23 protein-coding genes are annotated in these 24860 nt (G+C 57.6%); 11 read left to right on the top strand and 12 right to left on the bottom strand.

Annotated elements, in window-relative coordinates; all coding sequences use genetic code 11:
* Window positions 1-9: 9 nt before the first annotated feature.
* From EH164_RS06100 to dapA, 5 genes are all read right to left on the bottom strand, one after another.
* Entirely contained in the window at window positions 10-2010 is a 2001-nt protein-coding gene (locus EH164_RS06100; protein ID WP_124967632.1) for a tRNA(Met) cytidine acetyltransferase TmcA, read from the bottom strand.
* Window positions 2011-2019: 9 nt separating this feature from the next.
* On the bottom strand, window positions 2020-2886 hold the full coding sequence (locus tag EH164_RS06095; RefSeq protein WP_124967631.1) for a neutral zinc metallopeptidase: 867 nt from the start codon (window positions 2884-2886) through the stop codon (window positions 2020-2022).
* A 135-nt stretch (window positions 2887-3021) separates the two neighbouring features.
* Window positions 3022-3735 (bottom strand): phosphoribosylaminoimidazolesuccinocarboxamide synthase, encoded by a 714-nt coding sequence (purC, locus tag EH164_RS06090; RefSeq protein ID WP_124967630.1) that lies wholly within the window; start codon window positions 3733-3735, stop codon window positions 3022-3024.
* A 107-nt stretch (window positions 3736-3842) separates the two neighbouring features.
* On the bottom strand, window positions 3843-4877 hold the full coding sequence (bamC, locus tag EH164_RS06085; RefSeq protein WP_124967629.1) for an outer membrane protein assembly factor BamC: 1035 nt from the start codon (window positions 4875-4877) through the stop codon (window positions 3843-3845).
* Between the two features lie 16 nt (window positions 4878-4893).
* Window positions 4894-5772, bottom strand: a complete 879-nt coding sequence (dapA, locus tag EH164_RS06080) for a 4-hydroxy-tetrahydrodipicolinate synthase (RefSeq protein ID WP_023481177.1) — start codon at window positions 5770-5772, stop codon at window positions 4894-4896.
* A gap of 145 nt (window positions 5773-5917) precedes the next feature.
* Between dapA and EH164_RS06075 the strand changes: the two genes are divergently transcribed.
* Together EH164_RS06075 and bcp are read left to right on the top strand one after the other, a co-directional pair.
* The gene (locus EH164_RS06075) at window positions 5918-6493 is read left to right on the top strand and encodes a glycine cleavage system transcriptional repressor (RefSeq protein WP_206430693.1); all 576 of its coding nucleotides are present in this window, start codon (window positions 5918-5920) and stop codon (window positions 6491-6493) included.
* Window positions 6490-6960, top strand: coding sequence for a thioredoxin-dependent thiol peroxidase (bcp, locus tag EH164_RS06070; RefSeq protein WP_124967627.1), 471 nt, complete (start codon window positions 6490-6492; stop codon window positions 6958-6960). The genes EH164_RS06075 and bcp overlap by 4 nt, the downstream gene beginning before the upstream one ends.
* Window positions 6961-7025: 65 nt before the next feature.
* Here bcp and EH164_RS06065 read toward each other — a convergent pair whose 3' ends face one another.
* Window positions 7026-8102, bottom strand: coding sequence for an AI-2E family transporter (locus EH164_RS06065; RefSeq protein ID WP_124967626.1), 1077 nt, complete (start codon window positions 8100-8102; stop codon window positions 7026-7028).
* A 214-nt stretch (window positions 8103-8316) separates the two neighbouring features.
* On the opposite strand from EH164_RS06065, the gene bepA reads away from it, so the two are divergent.
* Both bepA and arsC read left to right on the top strand, forming a co-directional pair.
* Window positions 8317-9780: a beta-barrel assembly-enhancing protease gene (gene bepA, locus EH164_RS06060; RefSeq protein WP_124967625.1), complete on the top strand. Its 1464-nt coding sequence runs from the start codon at window positions 8317-8319 to the stop codon at window positions 9778-9780.
* A 12-nt stretch (window positions 9781-9792) separates the two neighbouring features.
* Window positions 9793-10152: an arsenate reductase (glutaredoxin) gene (gene arsC / locus EH164_RS06055; RefSeq protein WP_124967624.1), complete on the top strand. Its 360-nt coding sequence runs from the start codon at window positions 9793-9795 to the stop codon at window positions 10150-10152.
* A 271-nt stretch (window positions 10153-10423) separates the two neighbouring features.
* On the opposite strand, the gene EH164_RS06050 is transcribed toward arsC, so the two are convergent.
* The 3 genes from EH164_RS06050 to upp form a co-directional block, all read right to left on the bottom strand.
* Entirely contained in the window at window positions 10424-11125 is a 702-nt protein-coding gene (locus EH164_RS06050; protein ID WP_034813832.1) for a DnaA inactivator Hda, read from the bottom strand.
* 99 nt (window positions 11126-11224) lie between these two features.
* Window positions 11225-12514: a uracil permease gene (gene uraA / locus EH164_RS06045; protein WP_124967623.1), complete on the bottom strand. Its 1290-nt coding sequence runs from the start codon at window positions 12512-12514 to the stop codon at window positions 11225-11227.
* A 109-nt stretch (window positions 12515-12623) separates the two neighbouring features.
* Window positions 12624-13250: a uracil phosphoribosyltransferase gene (gene upp, locus EH164_RS06040; RefSeq protein WP_124967622.1), complete on the bottom strand. Its 627-nt coding sequence runs from the start codon at window positions 13248-13250 to the stop codon at window positions 12624-12626.
* 234 nt (window positions 13251-13484) lie between these two features.
* Between upp and purM the strand changes: the two genes are divergently transcribed.
* The 4 genes from purM to ppx all read left to right on the top strand — a co-directional run bounded on the left by purM (window position 13485) and on the right by ppx (window position 19063).
* A complete protein-coding gene (gene purM / locus EH164_RS06035; RefSeq protein ID WP_023481240.1) occupies window positions 13485-14522 on the top strand; it encodes a phosphoribosylformylglycinamidine cyclo-ligase in 1038 nt (345 codons plus the stop codon).
* Complete coding sequence (gene purN, locus EH164_RS06030; RefSeq protein ID WP_042713692.1) at window positions 14519-15160, top strand: phosphoribosylglycinamide formyltransferase; 642 nt, start codon at window positions 14519-14521, stop codon at window positions 15158-15160. Before purM ends, purN begins: the two co-directional genes overlap by 4 nt.
* A 297-nt stretch (window positions 15161-15457) precedes the next feature.
* Window positions 15458-17518 carry a polyphosphate kinase 1 gene (ppk1, locus tag EH164_RS06025; RefSeq protein WP_023481222.1) on the top strand — a complete coding sequence of 687 codons (2061 nt, stop codon included), beginning with the start codon at window positions 15458-15460 and terminating at the stop codon, window positions 17516-17518.
* A 3-nt stretch (window positions 17519-17521) separates the two neighbouring features.
* Window positions 17522-19063: an exopolyphosphatase gene (ppx, locus tag EH164_RS06020; protein ID WP_023481169.1), complete on the top strand. Its 1542-nt coding sequence runs from the start codon at window positions 17522-17524 to the stop codon at window positions 19061-19063.
* A gap of 13 nt (window positions 19064-19076) precedes the next feature.
* Here the strand turns inward: ppx and EH164_RS06015 are convergent, their stop codons facing one another.
* The gene (locus tag EH164_RS06015) at window positions 19077-21284 is read right to left on the bottom strand and encodes an EAL domain-containing protein (protein ID WP_124967621.1); all 2208 of its coding nucleotides are present in this window, start codon (window positions 21282-21284) and stop codon (window positions 19077-19079) included.
* A gap of 350 nt (window positions 21285-21634) precedes the next feature.
* On the opposite strand from EH164_RS06015, the gene EH164_RS06010 reads away from it, so the two are divergent.
* Window positions 21635-21826 (top strand): YfgG family protein, encoded by a 192-nt coding sequence (locus tag EH164_RS06010; protein WP_124967620.1) that lies wholly within the window; start codon window positions 21635-21637, stop codon window positions 21824-21826.
* A gap of 48 nt (window positions 21827-21874) precedes the next feature.
* Here the strand turns inward: EH164_RS06010 and EH164_RS06005 are convergent, their stop codons facing one another.
* On the bottom strand, window positions 21875-22480 hold the full coding sequence (locus EH164_RS06005) for a TetR/AcrR family transcriptional regulator (protein WP_124971299.1): 606 nt from the start codon (window positions 22478-22480) through the stop codon (window positions 21875-21877).
* Window positions 22481-22621: 141 nt separating this feature from the next.
* On the opposite strand from EH164_RS06005, the gene EH164_RS06000 reads away from it, so the two are divergent.
* Both EH164_RS06000 and EH164_RS05995 read left to right on the top strand, forming a co-directional pair.
* Window positions 22622-23023 (top strand): RidA family protein, encoded by a 402-nt coding sequence (locus tag EH164_RS06000; protein ID WP_124967619.1) that lies wholly within the window; start codon window positions 22622-22624, stop codon window positions 23021-23023.
* A gap of 82 nt (window positions 23024-23105) precedes the next feature.
* Window positions 23106-23897, top strand: coding sequence for an MBL fold metallo-hydrolase (locus EH164_RS05995; protein WP_124971296.1), 792 nt, complete (start codon window positions 23106-23108; stop codon window positions 23895-23897).
* Between the two features lie 5 nt (window positions 23898-23902).
* Here EH164_RS05995 and EH164_RS05990 read toward each other — a convergent pair whose 3' ends face one another.
* Complete coding sequence (locus tag EH164_RS05990; RefSeq protein WP_124967618.1) at window positions 23903-24793, bottom strand: oxidoreductase; 891 nt, start codon at window positions 24791-24793, stop codon at window positions 23903-23905.
* Window positions 24794-24860 lie beyond the last annotated feature (67 nt).

Below are 24860 nucleotides of genomic sequence, written 5' to 3'. Positions count from 1 at the left end.
TGGAGATCGTTAAAAAAACTGTTTGGCCTGCACCTGCTTTTTCAGGGTGTCTGTACGCACTTCATCACCTGCCCGCAGCGCCAGACCGACTTCGGTGCGCTGCTGCGCCAGTAGCGCTTTGCGCCCCGGTAAGCCTAAACGCGCGCAGAGCTGCGCCTCGCGCTCAAAGTGGACAAGCTGTCCACGCAGCGCCGGGAGCGGTAACTCGCTTGCGGCAAGCAGGCGTGAAAGTGCGCCAGTGGCGGCCGAGAGCGGACGATGGGCAAAAGCAAACCCGGCCAGCTCCAGCCAGTCCTCATCATTAAGGGTAGACCCCAGGGCCGGAGGCAGGGCTAACTTTTCCCCCTGCCAGTGAGAGAGCCACGGGAGATCGCGCGCCAGACGCTGCTGTTCATGCTCCGCCAGCACCTGCCCGGCCTCGCTTAACGGCAACAGCGCCATGGCGGTAAAGCAGCCGCTGCTCGCCTCTCGCTGGCTGCCAAGGCGCACCAGCATAAAGCCGCAGCGCTGCCAGAAGTGCCACAACGCCTGGGTAAAGCCAAAGCTGACCGACAGATAGTCGCAGTTGCTGTCACGCGCCTGCGCCACCAGCACGCGGCCAATGCCTTCCCGCTGGCAGTGAGGATGCACGGCAATGCGGCTGATGCGCCGCCCGCGCAGCGTCGCGGCCAGCGGGCTGCCGCCGTGCGCAGCGAGAGATTGCGCCACCAGGTTGCCGCGCGGACGGCGAAAACCGGCCCATATCGCCTGGCTTAATTCAGGCGATAAACCGCCCTCCTCCACCAGCCAGAGCGCGCCGACGATATTCTGCGCTTTTTTCGCCAGCCAGAAGTGCTGGCCTGGCGCATCCATCATGCGCCGCAGATCGAGCGGCGAGGTGCGATAGTGGGCGCTCGCCAGCAGGCGATAAAGTGCCGCAGGCTGCTCAGGATGACTCTGCCAGGCGCTGGCGGGCAGCGGCGCAACGGTGAGCGCGCCGGTGGGTTTATCCGTCGCAACATCGTCATCAAGCAGCAGCAGGTCGGCCACCGCGCGCTCAAGCGGGCAACCCGCCGCCCAGCGCAGAGGCGTGGTCAGCGCCCGGTGGCGCAAATGGGGGAAACCTGCGCAAAACTTGAGTAAAAAGCCCTGCCCGGTGCCTTCGTAACCCTGCACGGTAGTGGTTAACAATACATGGCTAAAGGCGGCGGTCAGGGTATGTAGTAATGGGCCAGGGATTGCCGCAGCTTCATCGACAATCAACCAGCCAGGCTGGCTCCCCTGCTGGTTTATCCGCTCGGCCAGTGCATCGGGGGCGATAAAATCAAACTTTTCGCCCGCGTAGTGCGCAAGCACATCGGTGGCGGCGCGCGTCGGCGCAGTTACTACAGCGGGTGAAGTTAAGGTTGCGATATGCATTCCGGCGAGCGCGGACTTACCGCGTCCGCGCGGCGCGGTTACTACCATCACGCCAGGCGGCATCTCAGCCAGTTCGGCCAGGATCGCCGCCTGCTCGCGCTGCGGCGCACCGCTGGCGGGATGCCAGCCAGCGCGGGGTGGGAAATCAGGAATGGGTTGCTCGCCCCCTTCACGCCAGAGCAGCGTCTGCCCGTCGTGAAAAAGGGTGCGGCTAAAGTGGTCAACAAAAACCGGCGTGGGAATAGGATCGGCGGTGTCGCTCCAGCGGCGGCTGTCGGCGTCCGGCTGCTGCGCCCAGCGATCGAGCGGCGGAACCAGCAGCAGCAGCCAGCTTCCCGCTTTTAGCGTGCCGCTGAGGGCGGCAAAAGCGGCAACATCGAAGCCGTCACGCGCATCAAACACCGCATGGCTAAACTCGCGCCCGAGCAGCGTGGTGAGCGCGCGTGGCGAGCAGTGCGGCGGCTCGTCGCTCACCCACAGCCAGTCGCCGGGGAGCACGTCGCGCAGTTTTCCTGCCCGATCGGCACACCACGCCGCGCTACCGGAAAGCACCAGCAGACGGCGGATCCCTTCCCGCGCCATCTGCGCGCTTAGTGTAACCAGCGATTGCATAGTGAGGGCTTACAGACGCCCGCTAAAGGTGTCGCACTGCGCCGGATCGCCGCTATCCATGCCGCGTTTGAACCAGCTGTAGCGCTGCGCCGAGGTACCGTGCGTAAAACTGTCCGGGATCACGCGCCCCTGGCTGCGCTGCTGTAAACGGTCATCGCCAATTGCCTGTGCCGCGTTCAGCGCCTCTGCGAGATCGCCCTCTTCCAGCACGCCCTGTTGTTGCATGCTGTGGCCCCAGACACCGGCATAACAGTCGGCCTGCAACTCCATGCGAACTGAGAGCGCATTGACCTCTTTCTCGCTGGCGTTCTGCTGCAACTGGCGCACTTTCGCCTCGGTGCCGAGCAGTTTTTGCACGTGGTGCCCCACTTCATGGGCAATCACATAGCCCTGAGCGAAATCGCCGCCCGCGCCAAGTTTGTTTTTCATCTCATCGTAGAAGGAGAGATCGATATAGACCTTGCTGTCTGCCGGGCAGTAGAACGGCCCCATGATTGACTGGCCCATGCCGCAGCCGGTATTGAACTGATTACGGTAGAGCACCAGCTTTGGCTGCTGGTATTGACGCCCCATTTTCTGGAACAGCTGGCTCCAGGTATCTTCGGTGGAGGCGAAAATCACGCTGGAGAAGTGCGCGGCCTCATCCTCTTTCGGATTAACCGCCGCCTGCTGTGACGACGGCGCGCTGACGGGTTGCCCGGTCAACATGCCGGTTAAATCCACGCCGTAGTAACTTGCCACCACCACAATCACCAGCAGGACTAACCCGCCTTTGCCCCGCGGCAGGCGGAAACCCCCGCCGCCCATTGAGGGGCCGCCCGACTGGCTCCGTCGGTCTTCTACGTTGTCACTCTCTCGTCGCCCTTGCCAGCGCATACTGCCTCCCTATGCCAATAATGGACTCTGTGTATATATGATCGTAGGCGGTTAGGGAAGGATTACCACTGGGAAAAAGACGTAAAAAAACCAGAGGATGCGGACACCCTCTGGCTGAGACGTTAATTTAGGGGATCAGTCCAGTTTCACGCCCAGGCGGTGCGCGACGGCTTCATAGGCTTCGATCAGCCCGCCGAGGCTCTGGCGGAAGCGGTCTTTGTCCATTTTATCCAGCGTCTCTTTGTCCCACAGGCGGCTGCCGTCCGGGGAGAACTCATCGCCCAGCACCACTTCGCCCTTGAACAGGCCGAACTCCAGTTTGAAGTCGACGAGGATCAGGCCTGCGTCATCAAACAGCTTACTCAGCACGTCGTTGGCTTTGTAGGAGAGCTCCTTCATGCGCGCCAGGTTCTCTTTATTCACCCAGTTGAAGGTTTCGCAGTAGGATTCGTTGACCATCGGATCGTGCATGGCGTCGTTTTTCAAAAACAGATCAAACAGCGGCGGATTAAGCTCAATGCCTTCTTCAATGCCCAGACGTTTCACCAGCGAGCCCGCGGCGCGGTTGCGGATCACGCACTCGACCGGCACCATATCCAGCTTTTTCACCAGACATTCAGTATCCGAGAGCAGTGCTTCCATCTGGGTCGGGATGCCGGCTTCGGCAAGTTTGGTCATAATGAAATGGTTAAACTTGTTGTTCACCATCCCTTTACGATCAAACTGTTCAATGCGCGCGCCATCCCCTGCTGACGTATCGTTACGGAATTCGAGCACCAACAGGTCCGGGTTTTCGGTACTGTAGACGGTTTTCGCTTTGCCGCGATACAACTCAGCTTGCTTTTGCATTTTATTACTCCAGGTGTGATTACAAGGCTAATTGCACTATCTTACGCCGACGCACACGTTTGCGTCACGCTGATAAAAAAAGGCCGGAGGTATTCCGGCCCTGGATCTTACTGGTTAAACGCGGCCTGGAAGGCAGCGACTAACGCGTCGTTCTGGGATTGCGTCAGGGTGTGGCCCTTCGGATCGATAAACTGGAGGCTGCTGCGGTTATCAAGATCGCCGACCTGCAGTTTATAGTCGCCGGAGCTGAGACCCGGATCGCGCGCGCCCAGTGCCTGCCAGCTGCTGTCTGAAAGCGGCTTGTAGGTCACGGCCATGCTGCCGGTAGAACGGGTGCTGTCGGTCACTTTCATGCCCACTTTTTCCAGCACGTTCGGCAGACGCTGCCAGACGATATTGAACGGACCGCGCACCACCAGCATCGGCAGACCGGTATCATCCGCGCCGCTCTGCACGTCGAGCGTGGTCACGCTGCGCTTCTCAGCCGCGTTCTGCGCATCGGTGGCAGTTTTATCGAGGCCAGCGGAGATAACGTTCAGCATTTCAGTGCTGTAGCGCTGCAGCGATGCAGTATCACCAACAGGTTTACCCGCCTGCTCCAGGTTCACCAGCTTGACGACCACCGCCTGCTGATAACCCTGCGGTTTCACCGCGATTTGATAGCGACCGCGATACTGCTGATCTTCATCCTGGCGGTTCCACTCGACCCAGTCGGTAGTCAGGGTCTGCGCGGCATCGTCACGTTTTGCGATAGTGAAGTTTTTCGCCTGAATCAGGCTGACAACCTGCGGCCACAGCGTATTGCCGCGACCATTTTCTACCATCAGCGTGGCGGTATCGCCGTTGAACTGGGTACGCGCACCAGTCACCAGCGCCAGCGGCTGTGCCGGCGGGCGAATATCCAGCGCTTTGCCGACGGCACCGCTGCCGCTGGCGGAAGGGACATTGTAGTCCCCAGTCTGCACCGGCAGGATCAGCCCGGCGGGCGCATGAAGCTCAGCAAGCGGCGTAGCATCCAGATAGGATTCGTCGCCGCTGACCTGACGCTTGTAACGTGAATCGGAATTGCAGGCGGCGAGCAACATCACAAGTGAAACACTCGCTACCTTCGCCAGGCGCGACTTCTGTACTGAGTAAGCCATCAAATCTCCCTAAACTTTACAGCAGACCGGCATGCTTAAGCGCCGCACGAACCACCTCACGACCGTGGTCGGTAATCGGTGTCATCGGCAAACGCAGCGTATCGGTTGCCACAAGTCCCAACTCCTTACATGCCCATTTGACCGGGATCGGATTGGGTTCGACAAATAGTTTGTTGTGTAACGGCATCAGACGCTGGTTAATCGCGCGGGCATCGGCAAACTGCCCTTCAGCGGCCAGTTTGCACATCTCGGCCATTTCGCGCGCCGCCACGTTAGTGGTGACGGAAATTACACCGTGACCGCCGAGCTGCATGAAGTCCATCGCAGTGGCGTCATCGCCGCTCAGCAGGATAAAGTCGTCTGAAACCAGCTCTTTGATCTGGTGAACGCGACTTAAGTTCCCGGTCGCTTCTTTAATACCGATAATATTTTTGACTTCCGCCAGACGGCCCACGGTTTCCGGCAGCATATCGCAGCCGGTGCGCGACGGCACATTATACAGAATCTGCGGCAGGTCAGTATGTTCGGCGATGGCTTTGAAGTGCTGGAACAGACCTTCCTGTGTCGGACGGTTGTAATAAGGGGTAACGGTGAGGCAGCCAACGATGCCGCTGTTATTGAAACGCTGCGTCAGGCTGATGGCTTCGGCGGTGGCGTTTGCGCCCGTACCGGCAATAACAGGAATGCGCCCGTCAGCCAGCTCAACCGTCAGTTCCACCACATCGGCATGCTCGTCGTGGCTAAGGGTTGCGGATTCGCCGGTAGTCCCTACCGAAACAATCGCCGAGGTTCCACTGGCGACATGATAATCAATCAGTTTCTTCAGGCTTGACCGGCAGACTTTACCTTGCGAATCCATCGGCGTAATAAGCGCAACAATACTTCCCGTGAACATGGGCCATCCTCTGTGCAAACAAGAGCCTCAATGGTACGTGCGGTGCTGTAAGAAAAGCAAGAGACCTGACGGTCTGTGGCGGTTGTATGCCGGTTTTTTTTATGCTTTCCTTATGATTACCTCATGTTTGACAGGAAGCTCAGGTTTGACAACCTCATCACAACACTTTTTGGTTATCACTGCGCTGGGGGCCGACCGGCCTGGCATTGTGAATACGATCACACGTCACGTCAGCAGCTGCGGCTGTAATATCGAAGACAGTCGGCTGGCGATGCTGGGAGAAGAGTTCACTTTTATCATGCTGCTTTCAGGGTCGTGGAACGCCATCACCCTTATCGAATCGACCCTGCCGCTGAAAGGCGCCGAACTGGATCTGTTGATTGTGATGAAGCGCACCGAGGCTCGCCCGCGTCCTGATATGCCCGCTACCGTGTGGGTGCAGGTTGACGTACCGGATTCTCCCCATTTAATTGAACGCTTTACGGCGTTATTCGACGCTCACGAGATGAACATTGCCGAGCTGGTCTCCCGCACCCAGCCCGCCAGCGTCGATGGTGTTCCGCAACTCTTTATTCAGATTACCGCCCACAGCCCCGCCTCGCGGGATGCATCAAATATTGAGCAGGCGTTTCGGGCGCTCTGTACAGAATTGAAAGCGCAAGGCAGTATAAACGTCGTCAACTATTCTCAGCATGATGAACAGGATGGAGTGAAGCAATGAATCCACTGAAAGCCGGTGATACCGCACCGAAATTTAGCTTGCCCGATCAGGACGGTGAACAAGTAAATTTAGCCGACTTCCAGGGACAGCGTGTTCTGGTCTATTTCTACCCGAAAGCCATGACACCGGGTTGTACCGTCCAGGCCTGCGGCCTGCGCGATAACATGGATGAGCTAAAAAAAGCAGGCGTGGAAGTTCTCGGTATCAGCACTGATAAACCGGAAAAACTCTCCCGCTTCGCCGAGAAAGAGCTGCTCAACTTTACCCTGCTGTCCGATGAAAGCCATGAAGTGTGCCAGCAGTTTGGCGTCTGGGGTGAGAAGACCTTTATGGGTAAAACCTACGACGGCATTCACCGCATCAGTTTTCTGATTGATGCCGCTGGCACCATCGAACATGTGTTTGATGATTTCAAAACCAGCAATCACCACGATATCGTCGTGAACTGGTTAAAAGAGAACGCCTGAACGTCCCCTCTTCTGCTGCGGGCAACCCGTCAGGGTCGCCCTCCTCTCCTGCTCTCTCTGTCGCGTTATCCGCTTATCACTTCATCTTCGCTGGCCAGCGAATCCGGCCACGCGTGGATGACTGCTTTGATCAACGTTGCCAGCGGAATGGCGAAGAAGACGCCCCAGAAACCCCACAGGCCGCCGAAAATCACCACCGACAGGATAATCACCAGCGGGTGCAGGTTGACCGCTTCCGAAAAGAGCACCGGCACCAGCAGGTTGCCATCCAGCCCCTGGATAATCAGATAGACCGCAAAGCAGCTCCAGAACTCGGTGCCCAGCCCGAACTGAAACAGCGCCACGCCAACCACCGGAATGGTCACCACAAACGCGCCGATATAGGGAATCAACACCGAGAAGCCCACCAGCACTGCCAGCAGCAGCGAGTAGTTGAGGCCAAAGAGAATGAAGCCAATCCAGGTGGCAACGCCGACCACCACCATCTCCAGCACTTTGCCGCGAATATAGTTGGTGATCTGCTGATTCATCTCTTTCCACACCTGGCCTGCCAGCCCGCGATTGCGCGGCAGCACGCGGCGCACGGCGCTCAGCATCTGCTCTTTATCCTTCACCAGGAAGAAGACCATCAGCGGCACCAGCACCAGATAGACCGCAAGGGTAAGCAGCCCGACCAGCGAGGCGAGGGAGTATTTCACCACCGAGTCCCCCATCGACAGCATGCGCGCGCGCATATTCTCTGCCATCGCATCAATGATGCCCGCATCCATCAGCGCGGGATAACGGCGCGGCAGGGTGGCAGCAAAACCGGAGAGCTTGTTTAACATGCCGGGCATATCGCGAATCAGGTTGATCCCCTGCTGCCACGCAATCGGCATCACCACAAAGGCCATCACCAGCAGAATGCCGACGAACAGCACCAGCACGATGCTTGCCGCCCAACTGCGCGAACAGCCAATGCGCTGCAGGCGGGCCGTTGGCCACTCCAGCAGATAGGCAATCACCAGTGCAACAAGCAGCGGCGCGAGCAGGCCGCTAAAGAAGAAAAGAATGGTAAAACCGGCAAGCAGGATAACCAGCAGGGCAATCGCTTCGGGATCGCTGAAGCGACGGCGATACCACTGCGTCAACATTTCGAGCATAACGTTCCTTATTTCGCCTCACTGGCGGACGTTCAGAACGGGAAGTTTATCGAAATGTCACAAAAAAGACTTCGCTTTTCGTTCCCTTTGCGGGAAACATATCATTGCCGTGAATAAGATTTTCAATGACCATTAACGCGGCTACACTCGCAGGGCGGGTAAGCCGAATGGAACCCGGTTATCGTTGTGTCACCTCCAACACAGGAAAGAGGTTATGTTCAGGCAGTTGAAACGAACGCTGGTCGCAACCCTTATCGCCGCCCTTACCGCAGGCCAGGCTGCGCCGGTTTTTGCAGACTCGGCAGATAGCCTGCCGGATATGGGCACCTCGGCTGGCAGCACGCTCTCCATCGGCCAGGAGATGCAGATGGGCGACTTCTATGTGCGCCAGCTGCGCGGCAGCGCGCCGTTGATTAACGATCCGCTGCTGGTGCAGTACATCAATTCCCTCGGTATGCGGCTGGTCGCGCATGCCTACTCGGTGAAAACCCCTTTCCACTTCTACCTGGTCAATAACGACGAGATTAACGCCTTCGCCTTCTTTGGCGGCAACGTGGTGCTGCACTCTGCCCTCTTCCGTTACACGGATAATGAGAGCCAGCTCGCCTCGGTGATGGCGCACGAAATTTCCCACGTTACCCAGCGCCACCTTGCGCGTGCGATGGAAGATCAGAAAAGCAGCGCGCCGCTCACCTGGGCAGGTGCGCTGGGGTCGATTCTGCTGGCGATGGCCAGCCCGCAGGCGGGGATGGCGGCGCTGACCGGCACGCTGGCAGGAACGCGGCAGGGGATGATCAGCTTTACGCAGCAGAATGAACAGGAGGCAGATCGCATCGGCATTCAGGTGCTGCAACGCGCGGGTTTTGACCCGCAAGCGATGCCGACCTTCCTCGAAAAACTACTCGATCAGTCACGCTACTCCAGCCGTCCGCCGGAAATTTTGCTGACGCATCCCCTGCCGGAGAGCCGCCTGTCGGACGCCCGCAACCGCGCCAACCAGATGCGCCCGGTGGTGGTGCAATCTTCTGAATCGTTCTATATGGCAAAGGCCCGCACCCTGGGCATGTATAACTCCGGGCGTAACCAGCTGACCGACGATCTGCTTGATAGCTGGGCGAAAGGTAACGTGCGCGAGCAGCGCGCCGCGCAGTATGGCCGGGCGCTGAAAGCGATGGAGGCGAAAGATTTTGCCGGGGCGCAGAAACTGTTGCAGCCGCTGCTGAGCGCGGATGCGAACAATGCCTGGTATCTCGATCTGGCGACGGATATCGATCTTGGCCTGAATAAAAGCGGCGAGGCGATTAAACGCCTGAGTGGTGCCAGCGGGCTTAAGAACAACCCGGTGCTGCAACTCAACCTGGCGAACGCTTACTTACAGGGCGGCCAGCCGGCACAGGCGGCGCAGATCCTCAATCGCTACACCTTCACCAATAAAGACGATATCAACGGCTGGGATCTGCTGGCGCAAACGGAAGCGGCGCTCGGCAACCGCGATCAGGAGCTGGCGGCACGCGCCGAAGGCCAGGCGCTGATCGGCAGGCTCGACCAGGCGATCACGCTGCTGAGCAGCGCCAGCGCCCAGGTGAAGCTTGGCAGCCTGCAACAGGCACGTTATGACGCGCGGATCGACCAGTTGCGCCAGATGCAGCAGCGCTTCCGCCCGTATGAAAAGATGTAATCAGGAGAGAAGATGTCAGACGCAGTAAAAATCTACCATAACCCCCGCTGCTCCAAGAGCCGCGAAACCCTCAGTCTGCTGCAAGCCAACGGTGTTGAACCGGAGGTGGTGCTCTATCTGGAGACACCGCCGGATGCGGCAACGATCAAACAGCTGTTGCAGTGGCTTGGTATGTCGAGCGCACGGGAGTTGATGCGCACGAAAGAGGATCTCTATAAATCGCTCAATCTCGGCGATAGCGCATTGTCCGAAGCGGCGCTGGTGCAGGCGATGGTGGAGAACCCGAAATTGATCGAGCGGCCAATCGTCGTCGCCAACGGTCAGGCGCGCATCGGCCGACCGCCGGAAAGCGTAATGGAGATCGTAGGGTAAGTGTGATTGCCGGGCCGTAGGCCACGAGCCCTTGTAGGCCGGATAAGGCGGTACGCCGCCATCCGGCAGAGGAAGCCACAGTGCATTGCCGGATGGCGCTCACGCTTATCCGGCCTACGCAACAGACCTCAAACACCTGTAGGCCGGATAAGGCGGTACGCCGCCATCCGGCAGAGGAGGCCACAGTGCATTGCCGGATGGCGCTCACGCTTATCCGGCCTACGCAACAAACCTCAAGCCCTTGTACGCCGCCATCCGGCAGAAAAAGCCCCTACAGTTGCAGAATATCTTTCACAAACGGGATGGTGAGTTTGCGCTGGGCGGTGATCGAGGCGCGATCCAGCTGATCGAGGGTGTCAAACAGCGTGCGCATCTCGCGATCTAATCTTTTCAGCAGAAAACGTCCGACATCTTCCGGCAATTCGAAACCGCGAATGCGCGCGCGCAGCTGAAGCGCCTGCAGTTTGTCCTCATCGGAGAGCGGCTGCAGCTTGTAGATCTGCCCCCAGTCGAGACGCGAAGCCAGATCCGGCAAGCCGAGATTGAGCTGGCGCGGCGGCCTGTCACCGGTGATCAGCAGGCGGGTTTTGCCCTGCTCCAGAATGCGGTTGTAGAGGTTAAAGATCGCCATCTCCCACGGCTCATCGCCAGCGATGCATTCGATATTATCGATGCAGACCAGCGACAGATGCTCCATCCCTTCCAGCACTTCCGGGACAAACCAGGTGCGTTTATCGAGCGGCACATAGCCCACGGCATCGCCGCGCTGGGAGAGTTCGGCGCAGGCGGCGTGCAGCAGATGGCTGCGCCCGGCACCTTCGCGTGACCAGAAATAGATATAACCGCTGTGCGCCTCGCGCAAAACGTTTTGTAACGCCGCCAGTAAGGAGGGGTTATCACCCGGCCAGAAACTCGCAAAGGTTTCATCATCGGGTAAAAATAATGGCAGGGAGAGCTGTGCCGGCGTGTTCAGAGGTACCTCAACAGGGCTTACAAAAAACGCAGTGAGTCTATCATAAAAATCGACGCCGTTTGAACCGGGCGCGAGGCCCGGTTCAATTCTGTGCGCTACTTACGGTTTCGCCTGCTCATTTTCTGACGCATCCAGTATCACCTCTTCCGGACGCAGCACGCTAATCAGCTTGAAGATCAGGCTCAGGCCAACGCCGACAATGGTCGCCAGCGCCATGCCTTTCAGCTCTGCCGCGCCGATATGCACCTTCGCGCCGCTGACGCCGATAATCAGGATCACCGAGGTGAGGATCAGGTTTTGCGCTTTGCTGTAGTCCACTTTCGACTCAATCAGCACGCGGATCCCCGAAGCACCGATCACCCCATAGAGCAGCAGCGACACACCGCCCATTACCGGCACCGGAATGATCTGGATCGCCGCCGCCAGCTTGCCGACGCAGGAGAGCAGAATGGCGATAATCGCCGCGCCGCCAATTACCCAGGTGCTGTAGACGCGGGTGATCGCCATCACGCCGATATTCTCACCGTAAGTGGTGTTGGGCGTCGAACCGAAGAAACCAGAGATCATTGTCGACAGGCCGTTGGCGAACATCGAGCGATGCAGGCCCGGATCGCGGATCAGATCGCGTTTGACGATATTGGCCGTCACCACCAGATGCCCGACGTGCTCGGCAATCACCACCAGCGCCGCTGGCAGAATGGTGAAGATAGCGAACCATTCAAAGCGCGGAGTGTAGAAGGTTGGCAGCGCGAACCAGTGCGCCTGGGCGATAGGTGTGGTATCGACAACGCCCATGGCGAAAGAGAGCGCATAGCCCGCCAGCACGCCGATCAGAATCGGGATAATCGCCAGAAAACCGCGGAACAGCACCGAACCAAAGACCGTCACCGCCAGCGTCACCAGCGAAATGGTGATGGTTTTGCTGTCGGCGCTCTGCCCGTCTGCGGGCAGCAAGCCGGCCATATTCGCCGCCACGCCCGCTAACTCGAGGCCGATCACCGCCACAATGGCGCCCATTGCCGCAGGCGGGAACATCACATCCAGCCAGCCGGTGCCCGCTTTTTTGACAATCAGCGCCACCAGGCAGAAGAGCACGCCGCACATAATGAAGCCGCCCAGCGCCACTTCATAACCCAGCGGCAACAGCAGCAGCACCGGCGAGATAAAAGCAAAGCTGGAGCCGAGGTAAGCGGGGATTTTCCCTTTACAGATAAAGATATAGAGCAGCGTGCCGACACCGTTAAACAGCAGCACGGTGGCCGGGTTGATATGAAACAGGATTGGCACCAGCACGGTTGCGCCAAACATGGCGAACAAGTGCTGCAAACTAAGCGGGATCGTCTGCAAAAGCGGCGGTCTTTCACTCACCCCGATAGCACGGCGCGTCATAGTGTTTTCCTCTGAGTGTTGTTGTTAATCTCCCCGTCCGGTGCGGCGGGCAGTGTTTGTTTCCCAAAAAAAAGCCGACTATCAAAGTCGGCTTTCATTGTGTTGTCAGTTACTTCGTACCAAAAATCTTATCGCCGGCATCGCCGAGCCCCGGGATGATGTACCCCTGCTCGTTGAGGCCCTGATCGATAGATGCGGTATAGAGTTCAACATCCGGGTGCGCTTTCTCCAGCGCCGCGACGCCTTCCGGCGCGGCCACCAGCACCAGCACCTTAATACTGGTGCAGCCGGCGTTTTTCAGCAGATCGATGGTGGCGATCATTGAACCACCGGTCGCCAGCATCGGGTCAACCACCAGCGCCATACGCTCGTCGATGTTCGATACCAGTTTCTGGAAGTAAGGTACCGGCTCCAGCGTCTCTTCGTTGCGGTAGATCCCAACAACGCTGATGCGCGCGCTTGGCACGTGCTCCAGCACGCCTTCCATCATCCCCAGACCGGCGCGCAGGATCGGCACTACGGTAATTTTCTTACCCTTGATCTGGTCGATCTCTACCGGGCCGTTCCAGCCTTCGATAGTCACCTTCTCGGTTTCCAGATCCGCAGTAGCTTCATAAGTCAGCAGGCTGCCTACTTCTGAGGCGAGTTCACGAAAGCGTTTGGTACTGATGTCGTTCTCTCGCATCAGGCCCAGCTTGTGTTTGACGAGTGGGTGTTTTACTTCCACGACCTTCATACTCTTCTCCTTCCGCTGACAGGTGGCAACCACAAAAAAAATCGCCGGATTATACCGCTTTTTTCCCGTTTCGCTACAGGCAGCCGCTTGATCGCGATCAATTCGGCTGGAGAAGAGTATAAAACAATAATCGACCGCGCCCTGCAACAATGGACTCGCAAACGTTTGCCTTGGCTGTTAGAATTGCGCCGAATTTTTATTGCTACCGCTAGAAAACGCGTGGGGACAGAAGCAGTGACCGATAAAACCTCTCTCAGCTATAAAGATGCCGGTGTTGATATTGACGCGGGCAATGCTCTGGTAGACCGAATCAAAGGCGTGGTGAAGAAGACCCGTCGCCCGGAAGTGATGGGCGGGCTGGGCGGCTTCGGCGCGCTGTGCGCGTTGCCGCAAAAATATCGTGAGCCAGTTCTGGTTTCCGGCACTGATGGCGTAGGCACCAAGCTGCGTCTGGCGATGGATCTGAAACGTCACGACACCATCGGCATCGATCTTGTCGCGATGTGCGTTAACGATCTGGTGGTACAGGGCGCAGAGCCCCTCTTCTTCCTCGACTACTACGCCACCGGCAAACTGGATGTCGATACTGCCGCCAGCGTGATTAACGGTATCGCTGAAGGGTGTTTGCAGTCCGGCTGCGCGCTGGTCGGCGGCGAAACGGCAGAGATGCCGGGCATGTATCACGGCGACGACTATGATGTGGCCGGTTTCTGCGTTGGTGTAGTGGAAAAGTCAGAGATTATCGACGGTAGCAAAGTCGCCGATGGCGATGTGCTGGTTGCCCTTGGCTCCAGCGGCCCGCACTCCAACGGCTACTCGCTGGTTCGCAAAGTCCTCGAAGTGAGCGGCACCGATCCGCTGACCACACAGCTGGAAGGCAAATCACTGGCCGATCATCTGCTGGAGCCGACCCGCATTTACGTCAAATCCGTGCTGGAGCTGATCGAAAAGGTTGAGGTTCATGCGGTTGCGCACCTGACCGGCGGCGGTTTCTGGGAGAACATTCCACGCGTACTGCCGGATAACACCCAGGCCGTTATCGACGAATCCTCCTGGCAGTGGCCAGCGGTGTTTGGCTGGTTGCAGAGCGCCGGTAACGTCAGCCGTCACGAGATGTACCGCACCTTTAACTGCGGCGTTGGCATGGTGATCGCCCTGCCCGCGCAGGAAGTGGATAAAGCGATTGAGCTGATGAATGCCAAAGGTGAAAAGGCATGGAAAATCGGTATGATCAAAGCTTCTGATTCCAGCGAGCGTGTGGTCATTGAATGAAAAACATTGTGGTGCTGATTTCCGGCAACGGCAGTAATTTGCAGGCGATTATCGACGCCTGCAAACAGAAAAGAATCAACGGCACCCTGCGGGCAGTTTTCAGTAATAAGGCCGACGCGTTCGGCCTTCAGCGTGCGCGGGAAGCGAATATTCCCGCCCATGCGCTGAGCGCAGATCAGTTTGCCAACCGCGACGCGTTCGATCGTGAACTGATGCAGGAGATTGACGCCTACGCGCCGGATGTTGTGGTGCTGGCGGGTTATATGCGCATCCTCAGCCCGGCGTTTGTTGCCCACTACGCCGGTCGCCTGCTCAATATCCACCCCTCTCTGTTACCGAAATACCCCGGTTTGCATACCCACCGCCAGGTGCTGGAAAACGGCGACGAGGAGCACGGCACCAGCGTGCATTTTGTCACTGACGAACTGGATGGCGGTCCGGTGATTTTGCAGGCGAAAGTGCCGGTGTTTGCGGGTGATAGCGAAGAGGATATTACTGCCCGCGTGCAGGCGCAGGAGCACGCGATCTATCCACTGGTAGTGAGCTGGTTTGTGGAAGGCCGTCTGACCATGCAAGAGGGCGGTGCCTGGCTTGATGGTCTGCGTTTACCGCCCGAAGGGTATGCAGCGGACGAATAATTGCGCATTTCACCGGCTGCGGCTTCCGCAGCCTGGCTCTATTCTGTGCCGGAGAGGCAAAATCTTCTCCGGCAACTCGCCCTTTCCTCACCACTCCGCACTATTTTTCATCACCTTAAGCAATAAAACTGATTACTGTCATACTTTTTTGCCACAGTTGGACATCTGCTAACAAAGCTCGCCATAATAAGTTGTCTTATACGAAGGAACGCCAGCAACGTTCACCTGCAAGTCGAAGCACCGCATGTGCGAGAGGGAGTGGCCGTGCTTCGAGAAAGAACCGGAGTGTAAACAGGAATGGGTCAGGAAAAGTTATATCTCGAAAAAGAACTAAGCTGGTTGTGCTTTAACGAACGCGTGCTTCAGGAAGCCGCGGACAAAAGTAACCCCCTTATCGAACGTATGCGTTTTTTGGGGATCTATTCCAATAACCTTGATGAGTTCTATAAAGTCCGTTTCGCCGAGCTTAAGCGGCGGCTGATCATCAGCGAAGAACAGGGCGTGGCGACCAACTCACGTCATCTGCTGGGCAAAATTCAGTCTCGCGTATTAAAAGCCGACCAGGAGTTCGACGGGCTCTATAACGACCTGCTGCTGGAGATGGCGCGTAATCAGATCTTCCTGATTAACGAACGCCAGCTCTCGCAAAACCAGCAGAGCTGGCTGCGCAGCTACTTTAAACAGTACCTGCGCCAGCACATCACGCCGACGCTTATCACCCGCGAAACCAATCTGGTGCGCTTCCTGAAGGATGATTACACCTATCTGGCGGTGGAGATCATTCGCGGGGAAGATATCCGCTACGCGCTGCTGGAAATTCCCTCAGACAAAGTGCCGCGCTTCGTCAACCTGCCACCGGAGACGCCGCGCCGCCGCAAGCCAATGATTTTGCTGGATAACATTCTGCGCTACTGCCTGGATGATATCTTTAAAGGCTTCTTCGATTACGACTCGCTCAACGCCTACTCAATGAAAATGACCCGTGACGCCGAATATGACCTGGTGCACGAGATGGAGTCGAGCCTGATGGAGCTGATGTCCTCAAGCCTGAAACAGCGCCTGACCGCCGAGCCGGTGCGGTTTGTTTACCAGCGCGATATGCCCGATGCGATGGTTGAGATGCTGCGCGAGAAGCTGACCATCTCCCGCTACGACTCGATTATTCCCGGCGGGCGTTATCACAACTTTAAAGACTTTATTGGTTTCCCGAATGTCGGCAAAGCCAATCTGGTCAATAAACCGCTGCCGCGCCTGCGCCATGTCTGGTTTGATAAATTCCGCAACGGTTTTGACGCCATCCGCGAGCGCGATGTGCTGCTCTACTATCCTTACCACACCTTTGAGCACGTGCTGGAGATGCTGCGCCAGGCGTCGTTCGACCCGAACGTGCTGGCGATCAAAATCAACATCTACCGCGTGGCAAAAGATTCGCGCATCATCGACTCGATGATCCACGCCGCGCACAACGGCAAAAAAGTGACCGTGGTGGTGGAGTTGCAGGCGCGTTTTGATGAAGAGGCCAATATTCACTGGGCCAAACGGCTAACGGAAGCGGGCGTACAGGTGATCTTCTCCGCGCCGGGCTTAAAAATTCACGCCAAGCTGTTTCTCATCTCGCGTATGGAAGGCGAAGAGATCGTGCGCTATGCCCATATCGGCACCGGTAACTTTAACGAGAAAACCGCACGCATCTACACCGACTACTCGTTGCTGACCGCCGATGCGCGCATTACTAACGAAGTGCGCCGGGTGTTTAACTTTATTGAAAACCCCTATCGACCGGTGCAGTTCGACTATCTGCTGGTATCGCCGCAAAACTCGCGCCGTCTGCTTTATGACATGATCGACGCGGAAATCGCCAACGCGCAGAACGGCAAGCCGTCCGGCATTACGCTGAAGCTGAATAACCTGGTCGATAAAGGGCTGGTGGACAGGCTCTATGCGGCGTCCAGCTCCGGCGTGCCGGTGAACTTGCTGGTGCGCGGTATGTGTTCGCTGATCCCAAATCTTGAAGGCATCAGCGACAATATTCGGGTTATCAGTATCGTTGACCGCTATCTTGAGCACGATCGCATCTATATTTTCGAACATGGTGGCGAAAAACGCGTCTGGCTCTCCTCCGCTGACTGGATGACGCGTAATATTGATTACCGTATCGAAGTGGCCGCGCCGCTTCTCGATCCGCGCCTGAAACAGCGGGTGCTGGATATTATGGAGCTACAGTTTAGTGATACGGTGAAAGCTCGTTATATCGACAAAGAACTGAGTAATCGCTATGTGCCGCGCGGGAATCGTCGTAAAGTACGCGCCCAACTAGCGATTTACGACTACATCAAATCCATCGAACAGTCCGAATAATCTATGCCGATACAAGAGAAGATGCCACGACCGGAGGAGTTCGCCGCGGTCGATTTGGGTTCCAACAGTTTCCACATGGTGATTGCCCGTGTGGTCGATGGCGCGATGCAGATCATCGGTCGCCTTAAGCAGCGCGTGCATCTGGCTGACGGGCTGGACAGCAATAATATGCTGAGCGAAGAGGCGATGGAGCGCGGGCTTGCCTGCCTGTCGCTGTTTGCTGAACGCTTGCAGGGCTTTGATCCGGCCAGCGTCTGCATCGTCGGCACGCATACGCTGCGCCAGGCACTGAACGCGACAGAGTTTCTCAAACGCGCTGAAAAAGTGATCCCCTACCCGATTGAGATCATCCCCGGCAACGAAGAGGCGCGCCTGATTTTTATGGGCGTTGAGCACACGCAGCCGGAAAAAGGCCGCAAGCTGGTGGTGGATATCGGCGGTGGCTCGACGGAGCTGGTAATCGGTGAAGATTTCCAGCCGCAGCTGGTTGAGAGCCGCCGGATGGGCTGCGTCAGCTTTGCCCAGCTCTACTTTGCGGGCAGCACGATTAACGGTGAAAACTTCCGCCGCGCGCGCATGGCAGCGACGCAGAAGCTGGAGTCGCTGGCCTGGCAGTACCGTATTCAGGGCTGGAATGTAGCGCTTGGTGCCTCCGGCACCATTAAAGCGGTGCATGAAGTGCTGATCGCGCTTGGCGAAAAGGATGGCATTATCACCCCGGAGCGGCTGGAGAGAGTGGTCGCGGAAGTGCTGAAATTTAAGAGCTTCAGCGATCTTACCCTGCCTGGCCTCTCCGATGAGCGCAAAGTGGTGTTTGTGCCGGGTCTGGCGATCCTTTGCGGCGTCTTTGACGCGCTGGCGATCCGCGAACTGCGGCTCTCCGACGGCGCGCTGCGTGAAGGGGTGCTGTATGAGATGGAGGGGCGTTTCCGCCATCAGGATATTCGCAGCCGCACCGCGCAGAGCCTGGCGAGCCAGTACAACATCGACCGCGATCAGGCGCGTCGCGTGCTGGATACCACCACGCTGATTTACGATCAGTGGCAGGCGCAGAACCCGAAGCTCGGCAGCCCGCAGCTGGCGGCGCTGCTGAAATGGGCGGCGATGCTGCACGAAGTGGGGCTCAATATTAACCACAGCGGCATGCACCGCCACTCGGCCTATATTCTGCAAAATAGCGATCTGCCCGGCTTTAACCAGGAGCAGCAGCTGATGATGGCGACGATGGTGCGCTACCACCGCAAGGCGATCAAGCTTGATGAGATCCCACGCTTTACGCTGTTTAAAAAGAAACAGTTTTTGCCGCTGGTGCAGATCTTGCGTCTCGGCGTGCTGTTGAATAACCAGCGCCAGGCGACGACCACGCCGCCGACGCTGCGCCTGAAAACCGATGATAACCACTGGACGCTGAGCTTCCCCCATGACTGGTTTAGCCAGAATGCGCTGGTGCTGCTGGATCTGGAAAAAGAGCAGGAGTACTGGGAAGCGGTAACCGGCTGGCGGCTGAAGATCGAAGAGGAGCAGTCCCCGACCGTGGCGGCGTAAACCGCCACAACCGCTACTCTTCGACCAGCGTCTCCAACGGCGCGGGTTTGCCGATCAGATACCCCTGAAGATAATCGATACCCAGCGCGACCGCCGCGCTGCGTATCTCTTCGCTCTCCACATACTCCGCCACCACCTGCATTTTCTTCATCCGCGCCAGATGGCAGATCGACTCCACAATCTGGTAATCGAGACTGCTGGCAACAATATTCCGGATAAAACTGCCATCAATCTTCAGAATATCTGCCGACACGGTTTTCAGCCGCGCGTAGCTGGCATAGCCGGTACCAAAATCATCAATGGCCACCCGACAGCCCATCTGCTGCAGCTGCGATAAGGTATTGATCGCCTGCGCCAGGCTCGGTAAAGCATTACTTTCGGTGATCTCAAAAATAAGCTGCCACGGCTCAACGCCGTACCTCTCAAGTAGATGCAGCACCTCGTGGGCGAAGTGCGTGCGGCAGAGCGACGACGGTGAGAGGTTAATGGCGAAACGCTGGCCGGGAAGCGCCTCGTGGTGCTGCGCCATAAAGCGCAGAACATGCTCTGTCACCCACAGGTCGATGCGCGATGAGAGGCCAAACTCATGGGCCACCGGCAAAAAGAGATCGGGCTTGATGATCTCACCGCTCTCCTCGCGCATCCGCAGCAGGATTTCGTGATAGTCATCGCCGCGTACGCCCTGGATACGCTGCGCCATCAATACAAAATGGTCCTGCTCCAGTGCCAGTTGCAGGCGGTTCATCATCTCCACTTTGCTTTTCACCCCGCGCTGCACGTTCGCCGCCCCGCGATTTTGCAGGCTTTCCGGGTGGTGGGTTGCCAGCGAAAGATCGGCAATGGTGCTCAGTTCGCCCAGCAACATATAGAGATGTTTGACCGGCGAGCGCACATAACAGTAGCTAAAGCCGACCTGCGGCTGGAGCGGCATCTCATCCCAAACGAAACGAAACTGTTTGACCCGCGCATCCAGCGCTTCGATGCGCGTCTGGTGTGATTGGGTATTCAGGCGAATCACCAGATCGTGGCCAGAGAGCTGATGGACACACTCCTCCACCGTCAGCAGCGGCTTAAGCCAGTCTGCCATGTGCTGTTTGTACTGAATAGGCAGCCAGACGCCATAGTTGCGCCCGAGCAGCTCCAGCTCCGGCACGCGTAAAAAACAGAGCACTGACCAGGGGGTATCCGCAAGGGATCGGCTCAGGGCGCGTAGGTTCGGCATATGCGTAACGGGGTCGATATAGGCCAGCCGCCGGGCGCGATCGTGCACCTGCCGCTGACGGGTCGCCATAATCGCCATCGCGAGGATCATAAAGGAGAAAACCAGATAGCTGGAGGAGGCAATCGCCAGCTGCACATCCCAGGTCGGCGAATTGGGCAGATAGTGATAGTAAAAGTGAACCGAGAGCACCAGCAGCGGCGTCCAGATAAAGAGCATAAAGCGAAAGCCGTAGCGCATTGAGCCCCACAGCATCACCGGTAGCAGCAGCGACAGCGTATAGTTTGTGCTGAATATCGAGCTGTTATTATTCAACGGCCGCAGCAGCAGCAGCAAAATCGCGGTGATGATGCCTAACCAGATCAGCAGTTCAATACGCGTCACTTTACGGTCGAACTCGGCGCGCAGCTGTGAAAACCAGGCAATGGCATAGCGCGGATGGCGCAAAATACGGATCAATAAATAGCTAAAGGGTACGCCGGTGATGGCGCCCACCAACAGCGCCTGGTAGTTAATCAACGTAGGCACATTGAGCGCCCCGCCCTCATTAGCCGCAACGTGAAGATTCAGCCAGACCCCCAGCTCAAGCAGGATCAGATAGAGCGTGGCGGGGCTGAGTACCTGCCAGAAGACCCGCTGCGTCATCTGCCGCGTCGAACCATAAGCAATTTGATGACGGCGGTCGACAAAAAGCCGGTAGCCGAACCAGCTTAGCAGCAGCGGAATCAGCATATGCACGCATCGCTCCACCACCATGAGCGGGCCGTCAGAGGCATAATGCCAGGTTAAGGCGATGATCACGCCTGGCAGCGCGGCCCAGCCAAAGAATGTCATCATAGTGGTGAACAGGGCCATCGGCAGGTAATAGAGCATCACCTCCTGACCTGAAATAATGGTGAACGTATTTGCCAGATTAAAGAGCGGATAGAAAACGGGGGTAATAATGAGCGGCAGCGCCCACCATCTGTCTTTGTATCTGTTGTAACTTCTTATCAATGACATAATCACTCAGCAAACCCGCATAACGCGAGAGAGGTGGTTAAGACAGGTTTCCAGCCTGACTACACGAAGCCCAAACAGCGTGGCAGTGCGCAAATGATAAGAAATTTAAGAGGTCAATGCGGGGCGACAATTGTTTTAGATCAAGTAATGCGCCGCGCCGCGGTTATATTCGGCTGATTATTACCGATCTCGCATTTTTTTATTTAAGATGTAAATAATTAATTTATCTTATATAAAGTGTGGTGATATTTTATTCACACTGTTTTTGCGGCAAGCGTGATTGATCTTAATAAGAGAGTGTGACTTAATGTCCTCGTCGCCCGTTGTTCGGGTATTCCTAAGGAACCATTGTGAGTCAGGCAACCAGTATGCGAAAACGACATCGATTTGACAGTCGCATGACCCGTATCGTACTTCTTATCAGCTTCTTCTTCTTCTTCGGCCGTTTTGTCTATTCCTCTGTTGGCGCCTGGTATCACCATCAGGAAAAAAGCCAGTTACAACCTGTTAGCCAGACTATCGACCCCACCGCCCAACGTTAACGATTTCCGTTTTTTTGTCTGCACGCTTTCGCGTGGAGTTACGAACGCTTATTTTCCCTCGTCAGGAGTCGTGCGCAAACCACTCGCCAGCGCGGTAAAAGCGTCGATCATCTTTGGCAACGCCTGCTCCGGCTCGTCGCTGGCGGCAACCCAGAGGGCGGCATTCAGCGCCGCACCGTTTAACAGGCGCGCGGCGGCGTCGGCATCAACCGGTTTAAGCTCGCCATTTTCAATCATGGTGATAACCGTCTGGCGCGTGGCCTCAAGGCAGCTATTCTGGCTTGGCCACTGGGCGGGATCGCCGAGAAACGCAGGGCCATCAAGCAGGACGATGCGCCGCACCTCTTCATCCAGCGCCATTTTGATGTAGGTAATACCTTCGGCTAGCAGCTGCTGCCACGCATCGGCGGCTTTCGCGGCCTCGGCCTTCGCCCGCTGCGCCATCTCGCCATCGATCTCGGTGACTACGGCTGCCAGCAGCCCTTTTTTATCGCCAAAGTTGTGGTACAGCGCGCCGCGCGTCAGGCCGACGCTGGCGGTTAGCTCATCCATCGAAGCGGCGGCAAACCCTTTTTCAGCAAAGGCACGTCGCGCTGCCGCCAGCAATTTCGCACGGTTCTCTTCCATCGTTTCACTGCGGCGTTTACCGGCCATCATCCTCTCCTTTTGACATACGGAGCGTATCTCGTTTGACATACACCGCGTATGTGATATTAATTTCATATACGCGGCGTATATTAAATCATTTCCCTGCGCCGCGCACTTGTCCCAACTACATTGCCAGAAGGAACCACTATGATCCGTCGCGAAGCTGTTTTTCCCGCCAACCGCCATGCCCTTTATGAGGCGCATGGCTATTCCGCCGCTATTCGCTCCGGCGATCTGCTCTTTGTCTCCGGCCAGGTCGGTAGCCGGGAGGATGGCACGCCGGAGCCCGATTTTGCCCGCCAGGTTGAGCTTGCCTTTGCTAACCTCAGCGCAACGCTTGCCGCCGCTGGCTGCACCTTTGACGATCTTATTGATGTCACCACCTTTCACACCGACCCGGAGGCGCAATTCCCGACCATCATGCAGGTAAAACAGGCGATTTTCCCGCAACCGCCCTACCCCAACTGGACCGCCGTGGGCGTCAACTGGCTGGCGGGTTTCGACTTCGAAATCAAAGTGATTGCCCGCATTCCCGACGCGCAGGCATAACACGCGACGCACGAACCACCACACCGCTGCTGCGTGATGTGCCAGGCTGATCCTGTCCTTACTGCACAACGGAGACGTGATGATGATGACATTATGCCGCGCCTGCGGCACCTCGTATGAGACCGCAGGCGAACACCCGCAGCAGTGCAAAATCTGTGTTGATGAGCGGCAGTTTGTGCCGCCCGGCGGACAACAGTGGGTCGATCCTAAAGAGCTGCTGGCTTCCCATGCCAATAAGTGGACCCAGCACGAGGCGGATCTCTTCAGCCTGCAAACGGTGCCGGATTTTGCCATCGGCCAGCGCGCCTTTCTGCTGAGAACGCCGGAGGGGAATATTTTATGGGACTGCATCGCCACTCTCGACGCGGCGACAAAAACGCTGATTGCCGCGCTGGGCGGGCTGAAAGCAATTGCCATCTCCCACCCGCACTACTACACCACCATGCAGGAGTGGGCCGCCGAGTTTGATGCGCCGATCTATCTTCACGCCAACGATCGCGAGTGGATCATGCGCGACACGCCTTATCTGAATTTATGGGAGGGCGATACGCTGCAGTTGACCCGCGACGTTAGCGTGATGCGCCTCGGCGGCCACTTTCCCGGCGGCGCGGTGCTTTACTGGGCGCGGGATGAGGGTATTGTGCTATCGGGAGATATTGTGCAGGTCGCGCCGGGCAATGACGCAGTCTCGTTTATGTGGAGCTACCCGAATATGCTGCCGCTCTCAGCCGACACGGTGAGCGACATGCTGCGCCGCCTGAGCGCGATAAACTTCACCCGGCTCTACGGCGCATTTGAAGGCAGGGAGATTACGCACAACGCCGCAGAGATCGTGCGGCGTTCCGGCGAGAAGTACATAGCCTGTCTGCGCTAACGGACTCAGCCCGGCCCTTCGCTGGCGGCGGCCAGCAGCGGCACCAGCACATCGCTGATGGGCACCGCCATGCCGTGCGCGTGGCCGAGCCGCTGGATCACGCCGTTACGGATATCCCACTCCAGCGGGCGGTTCGCCTGGCGGTCGGCCAGAATAGAGGTGCCCAGATCCGCAGGCGCGCGCTGGAAGTTGCCAACAATCTCCTGCGGCACGTCATCGTTCAGCACCGCCCCTTCGGCGCGCGCAACGGCCAGGCACTCACGCAAATAGACCAGCGCTAAATCGGTAATATCGTCGCGGGAAAACATACCGGCACGGCGGTTAGCCAGTACCATCAGCCCGGCCGCCGCATTCTGCAACAGCTTGCGCCAGGCGATAGAGAGAAAATCCGCAGAGAGGTCGACCGCGCAGCGCGTGCCGTTTAACGCCTCGACCACCCGCTGTGCCTGCGGCACATCCGGCAGGGTCAGGCGCGGTTTCGCCCGCAGCCAGACGGAGGCATCCGGCTCGCGCTGCGCCGGAAACCAGACCACGGAAGGGAGCACCGTCGCACCATTGACCAGCGGCGCGAGCTGCGCTTTCTGCTCCACGCCGTTTTGCAGCGCGCAAACTACTGTGTTTTCATCGCACAGTGCGGCGAGCCAGGCCGCGCTCTCGGTAACCTGAGTGGTTTTCACCGCCACAAACAGTAAATCGACCGGCTGCCGGATCGTCGCCGGGTCGGTGAGAACCGGGCCGGGGACGACAATCTCGCCCTCATCGTGGCGCAGCGTTAACTGCGAATGGGCGGTGCGCCCGCAGAGCAGCGGCGCGCGGTCAACTTCATGCAGCGCGGCGGCAATTGTAGTGCCAATCGCGCCCGGGCCAATCAGCGCAATCGTAAGATTTTCAGACATCAAACGTTCTCCTGCTGTGATCATCGGTTATCAGTGCCCATCAGGCGTGATTGACGCATAAGCGTTT

The sequence above is a fragment of the Kosakonia sp. CCTCC M2018092 genome (assembly GCF_003864115.1).
Classification (GTDB): Bacteria; Pseudomonadota; Gammaproteobacteria; order Enterobacterales; family Enterobacteriaceae; genus Kosakonia; species Kosakonia cowanii.
The sequence above is the reverse complement of the archived record's forward strand: the minus strand, read 5'-3'. Positions and strand labels throughout refer to the sequence as shown.

What these genes read in the sequence shown, in the direction of transcription:
- EH164_RS06100 (WP_124967632.1), bottom strand. Translation starts at nt 2,010, where the DNA reads ATGCAATCGCTGGTTACACTAAGCGCGCAGATGGCGCGGGAAGGGATC.
- EH164_RS06095 (WP_124967631.1), bottom strand. Translation starts at nt 2,886, where the DNA reads ATGCGCTGGCAAGGGCGACGAGAGAGTGACAACGTAGAAGACCGACGG.
- purC (WP_124967630.1), bottom strand. Translation starts at nt 3,735, where the DNA reads ATGCAAAAGCAAGCTGAGTTGTATCGCGGCAAAGCGAAAACCGTCTAC.
- bamC (WP_124967629.1), bottom strand. Translation starts at nt 4,877, where the DNA reads ATGGCTTACTCAGTACAGAAGTCGCGCCTGGCGAAGGTAGCGAGTGTT.
- dapA (WP_023481177.1), bottom strand. Translation starts at nt 5,772, where the DNA reads ATGTTCACGGGAAGTATTGTTGCGCTTATTACGCCGATGGATTCGCAA.
- bcp (WP_124967627.1), top strand. Translation starts at nt 6,490, where the DNA reads ATGAATCCACTGAAAGCCGGTGATACCGCACCGAAATTTAGCTTGCCC.
- EH164_RS06065 (WP_124967626.1), bottom strand. Translation starts at nt 8,102, where the DNA reads ATGCTCGAAATGTTGACGCAGTGGTATCGCCGTCGCTTCAGCGATCCC.
- bepA (WP_124967625.1), top strand. Translation starts at nt 8,317, where the DNA reads ATGTTCAGGCAGTTGAAACGAACGCTGGTCGCAACCCTTATCGCCGCC.
- arsC (WP_124967624.1), top strand. Translation starts at nt 9,793, where the DNA reads ATGTCAGACGCAGTAAAAATCTACCATAACCCCCGCTGCTCCAAGAGC.
- uraA (WP_124967623.1), bottom strand. Translation starts at nt 12,514, where the DNA reads ATGACGCGCCGTGCTATCGGGGTGAGTGAAAGACCGCCGCTTTTGCAG.
- upp (WP_124967622.1), bottom strand. Translation starts at nt 13,250, where the DNA reads ATGAAGGTCGTGGAAGTAAAACACCCACTCGTCAAACACAAGCTGGGC.
- purN (WP_042713692.1), top strand. Translation starts at nt 14,519, where the DNA reads ATGAAAAACATTGTGGTGCTGATTTCCGGCAACGGCAGTAATTTGCAG.
- ppk1 (WP_023481222.1), top strand. Translation starts at nt 15,458, where the DNA reads ATGGGTCAGGAAAAGTTATATCTCGAAAAAGAACTAAGCTGGTTGTGC.
- ppx (WP_023481169.1), top strand. Translation starts at nt 17,522, where the DNA reads ATGCCGATACAAGAGAAGATGCCACGACCGGAGGAGTTCGCCGCGGTC.
- EH164_RS06015 (WP_124967621.1), bottom strand. Translation starts at nt 21,284, where the DNA reads ATGTCATTGATAAGAAGTTACAACAGATACAAAGACAGATGGTGGGCG.
- EH164_RS06005 (WP_124971299.1), bottom strand. Translation starts at nt 22,480, where the DNA reads ATGGCCGGTAAACGCCGCAGTGAAACGATGGAAGAGAACCGTGCGAAA.
- EH164_RS06000 (WP_124967619.1), top strand. Translation starts at nt 22,622, where the DNA reads ATGATCCGTCGCGAAGCTGTTTTTCCCGCCAACCGCCATGCCCTTTAT.
- EH164_RS05995 (WP_124971296.1), top strand. Translation starts at nt 23,106, where the DNA reads ATGATGACATTATGCCGCGCCTGCGGCACCTCGTATGAGACCGCAGGC.
- EH164_RS05990 (WP_124967618.1), bottom strand. Translation starts at nt 24,793, where the DNA reads ATGTCTGAAAATCTTACGATTGCGCTGATTGGCCCGGGCGCGATTGGC.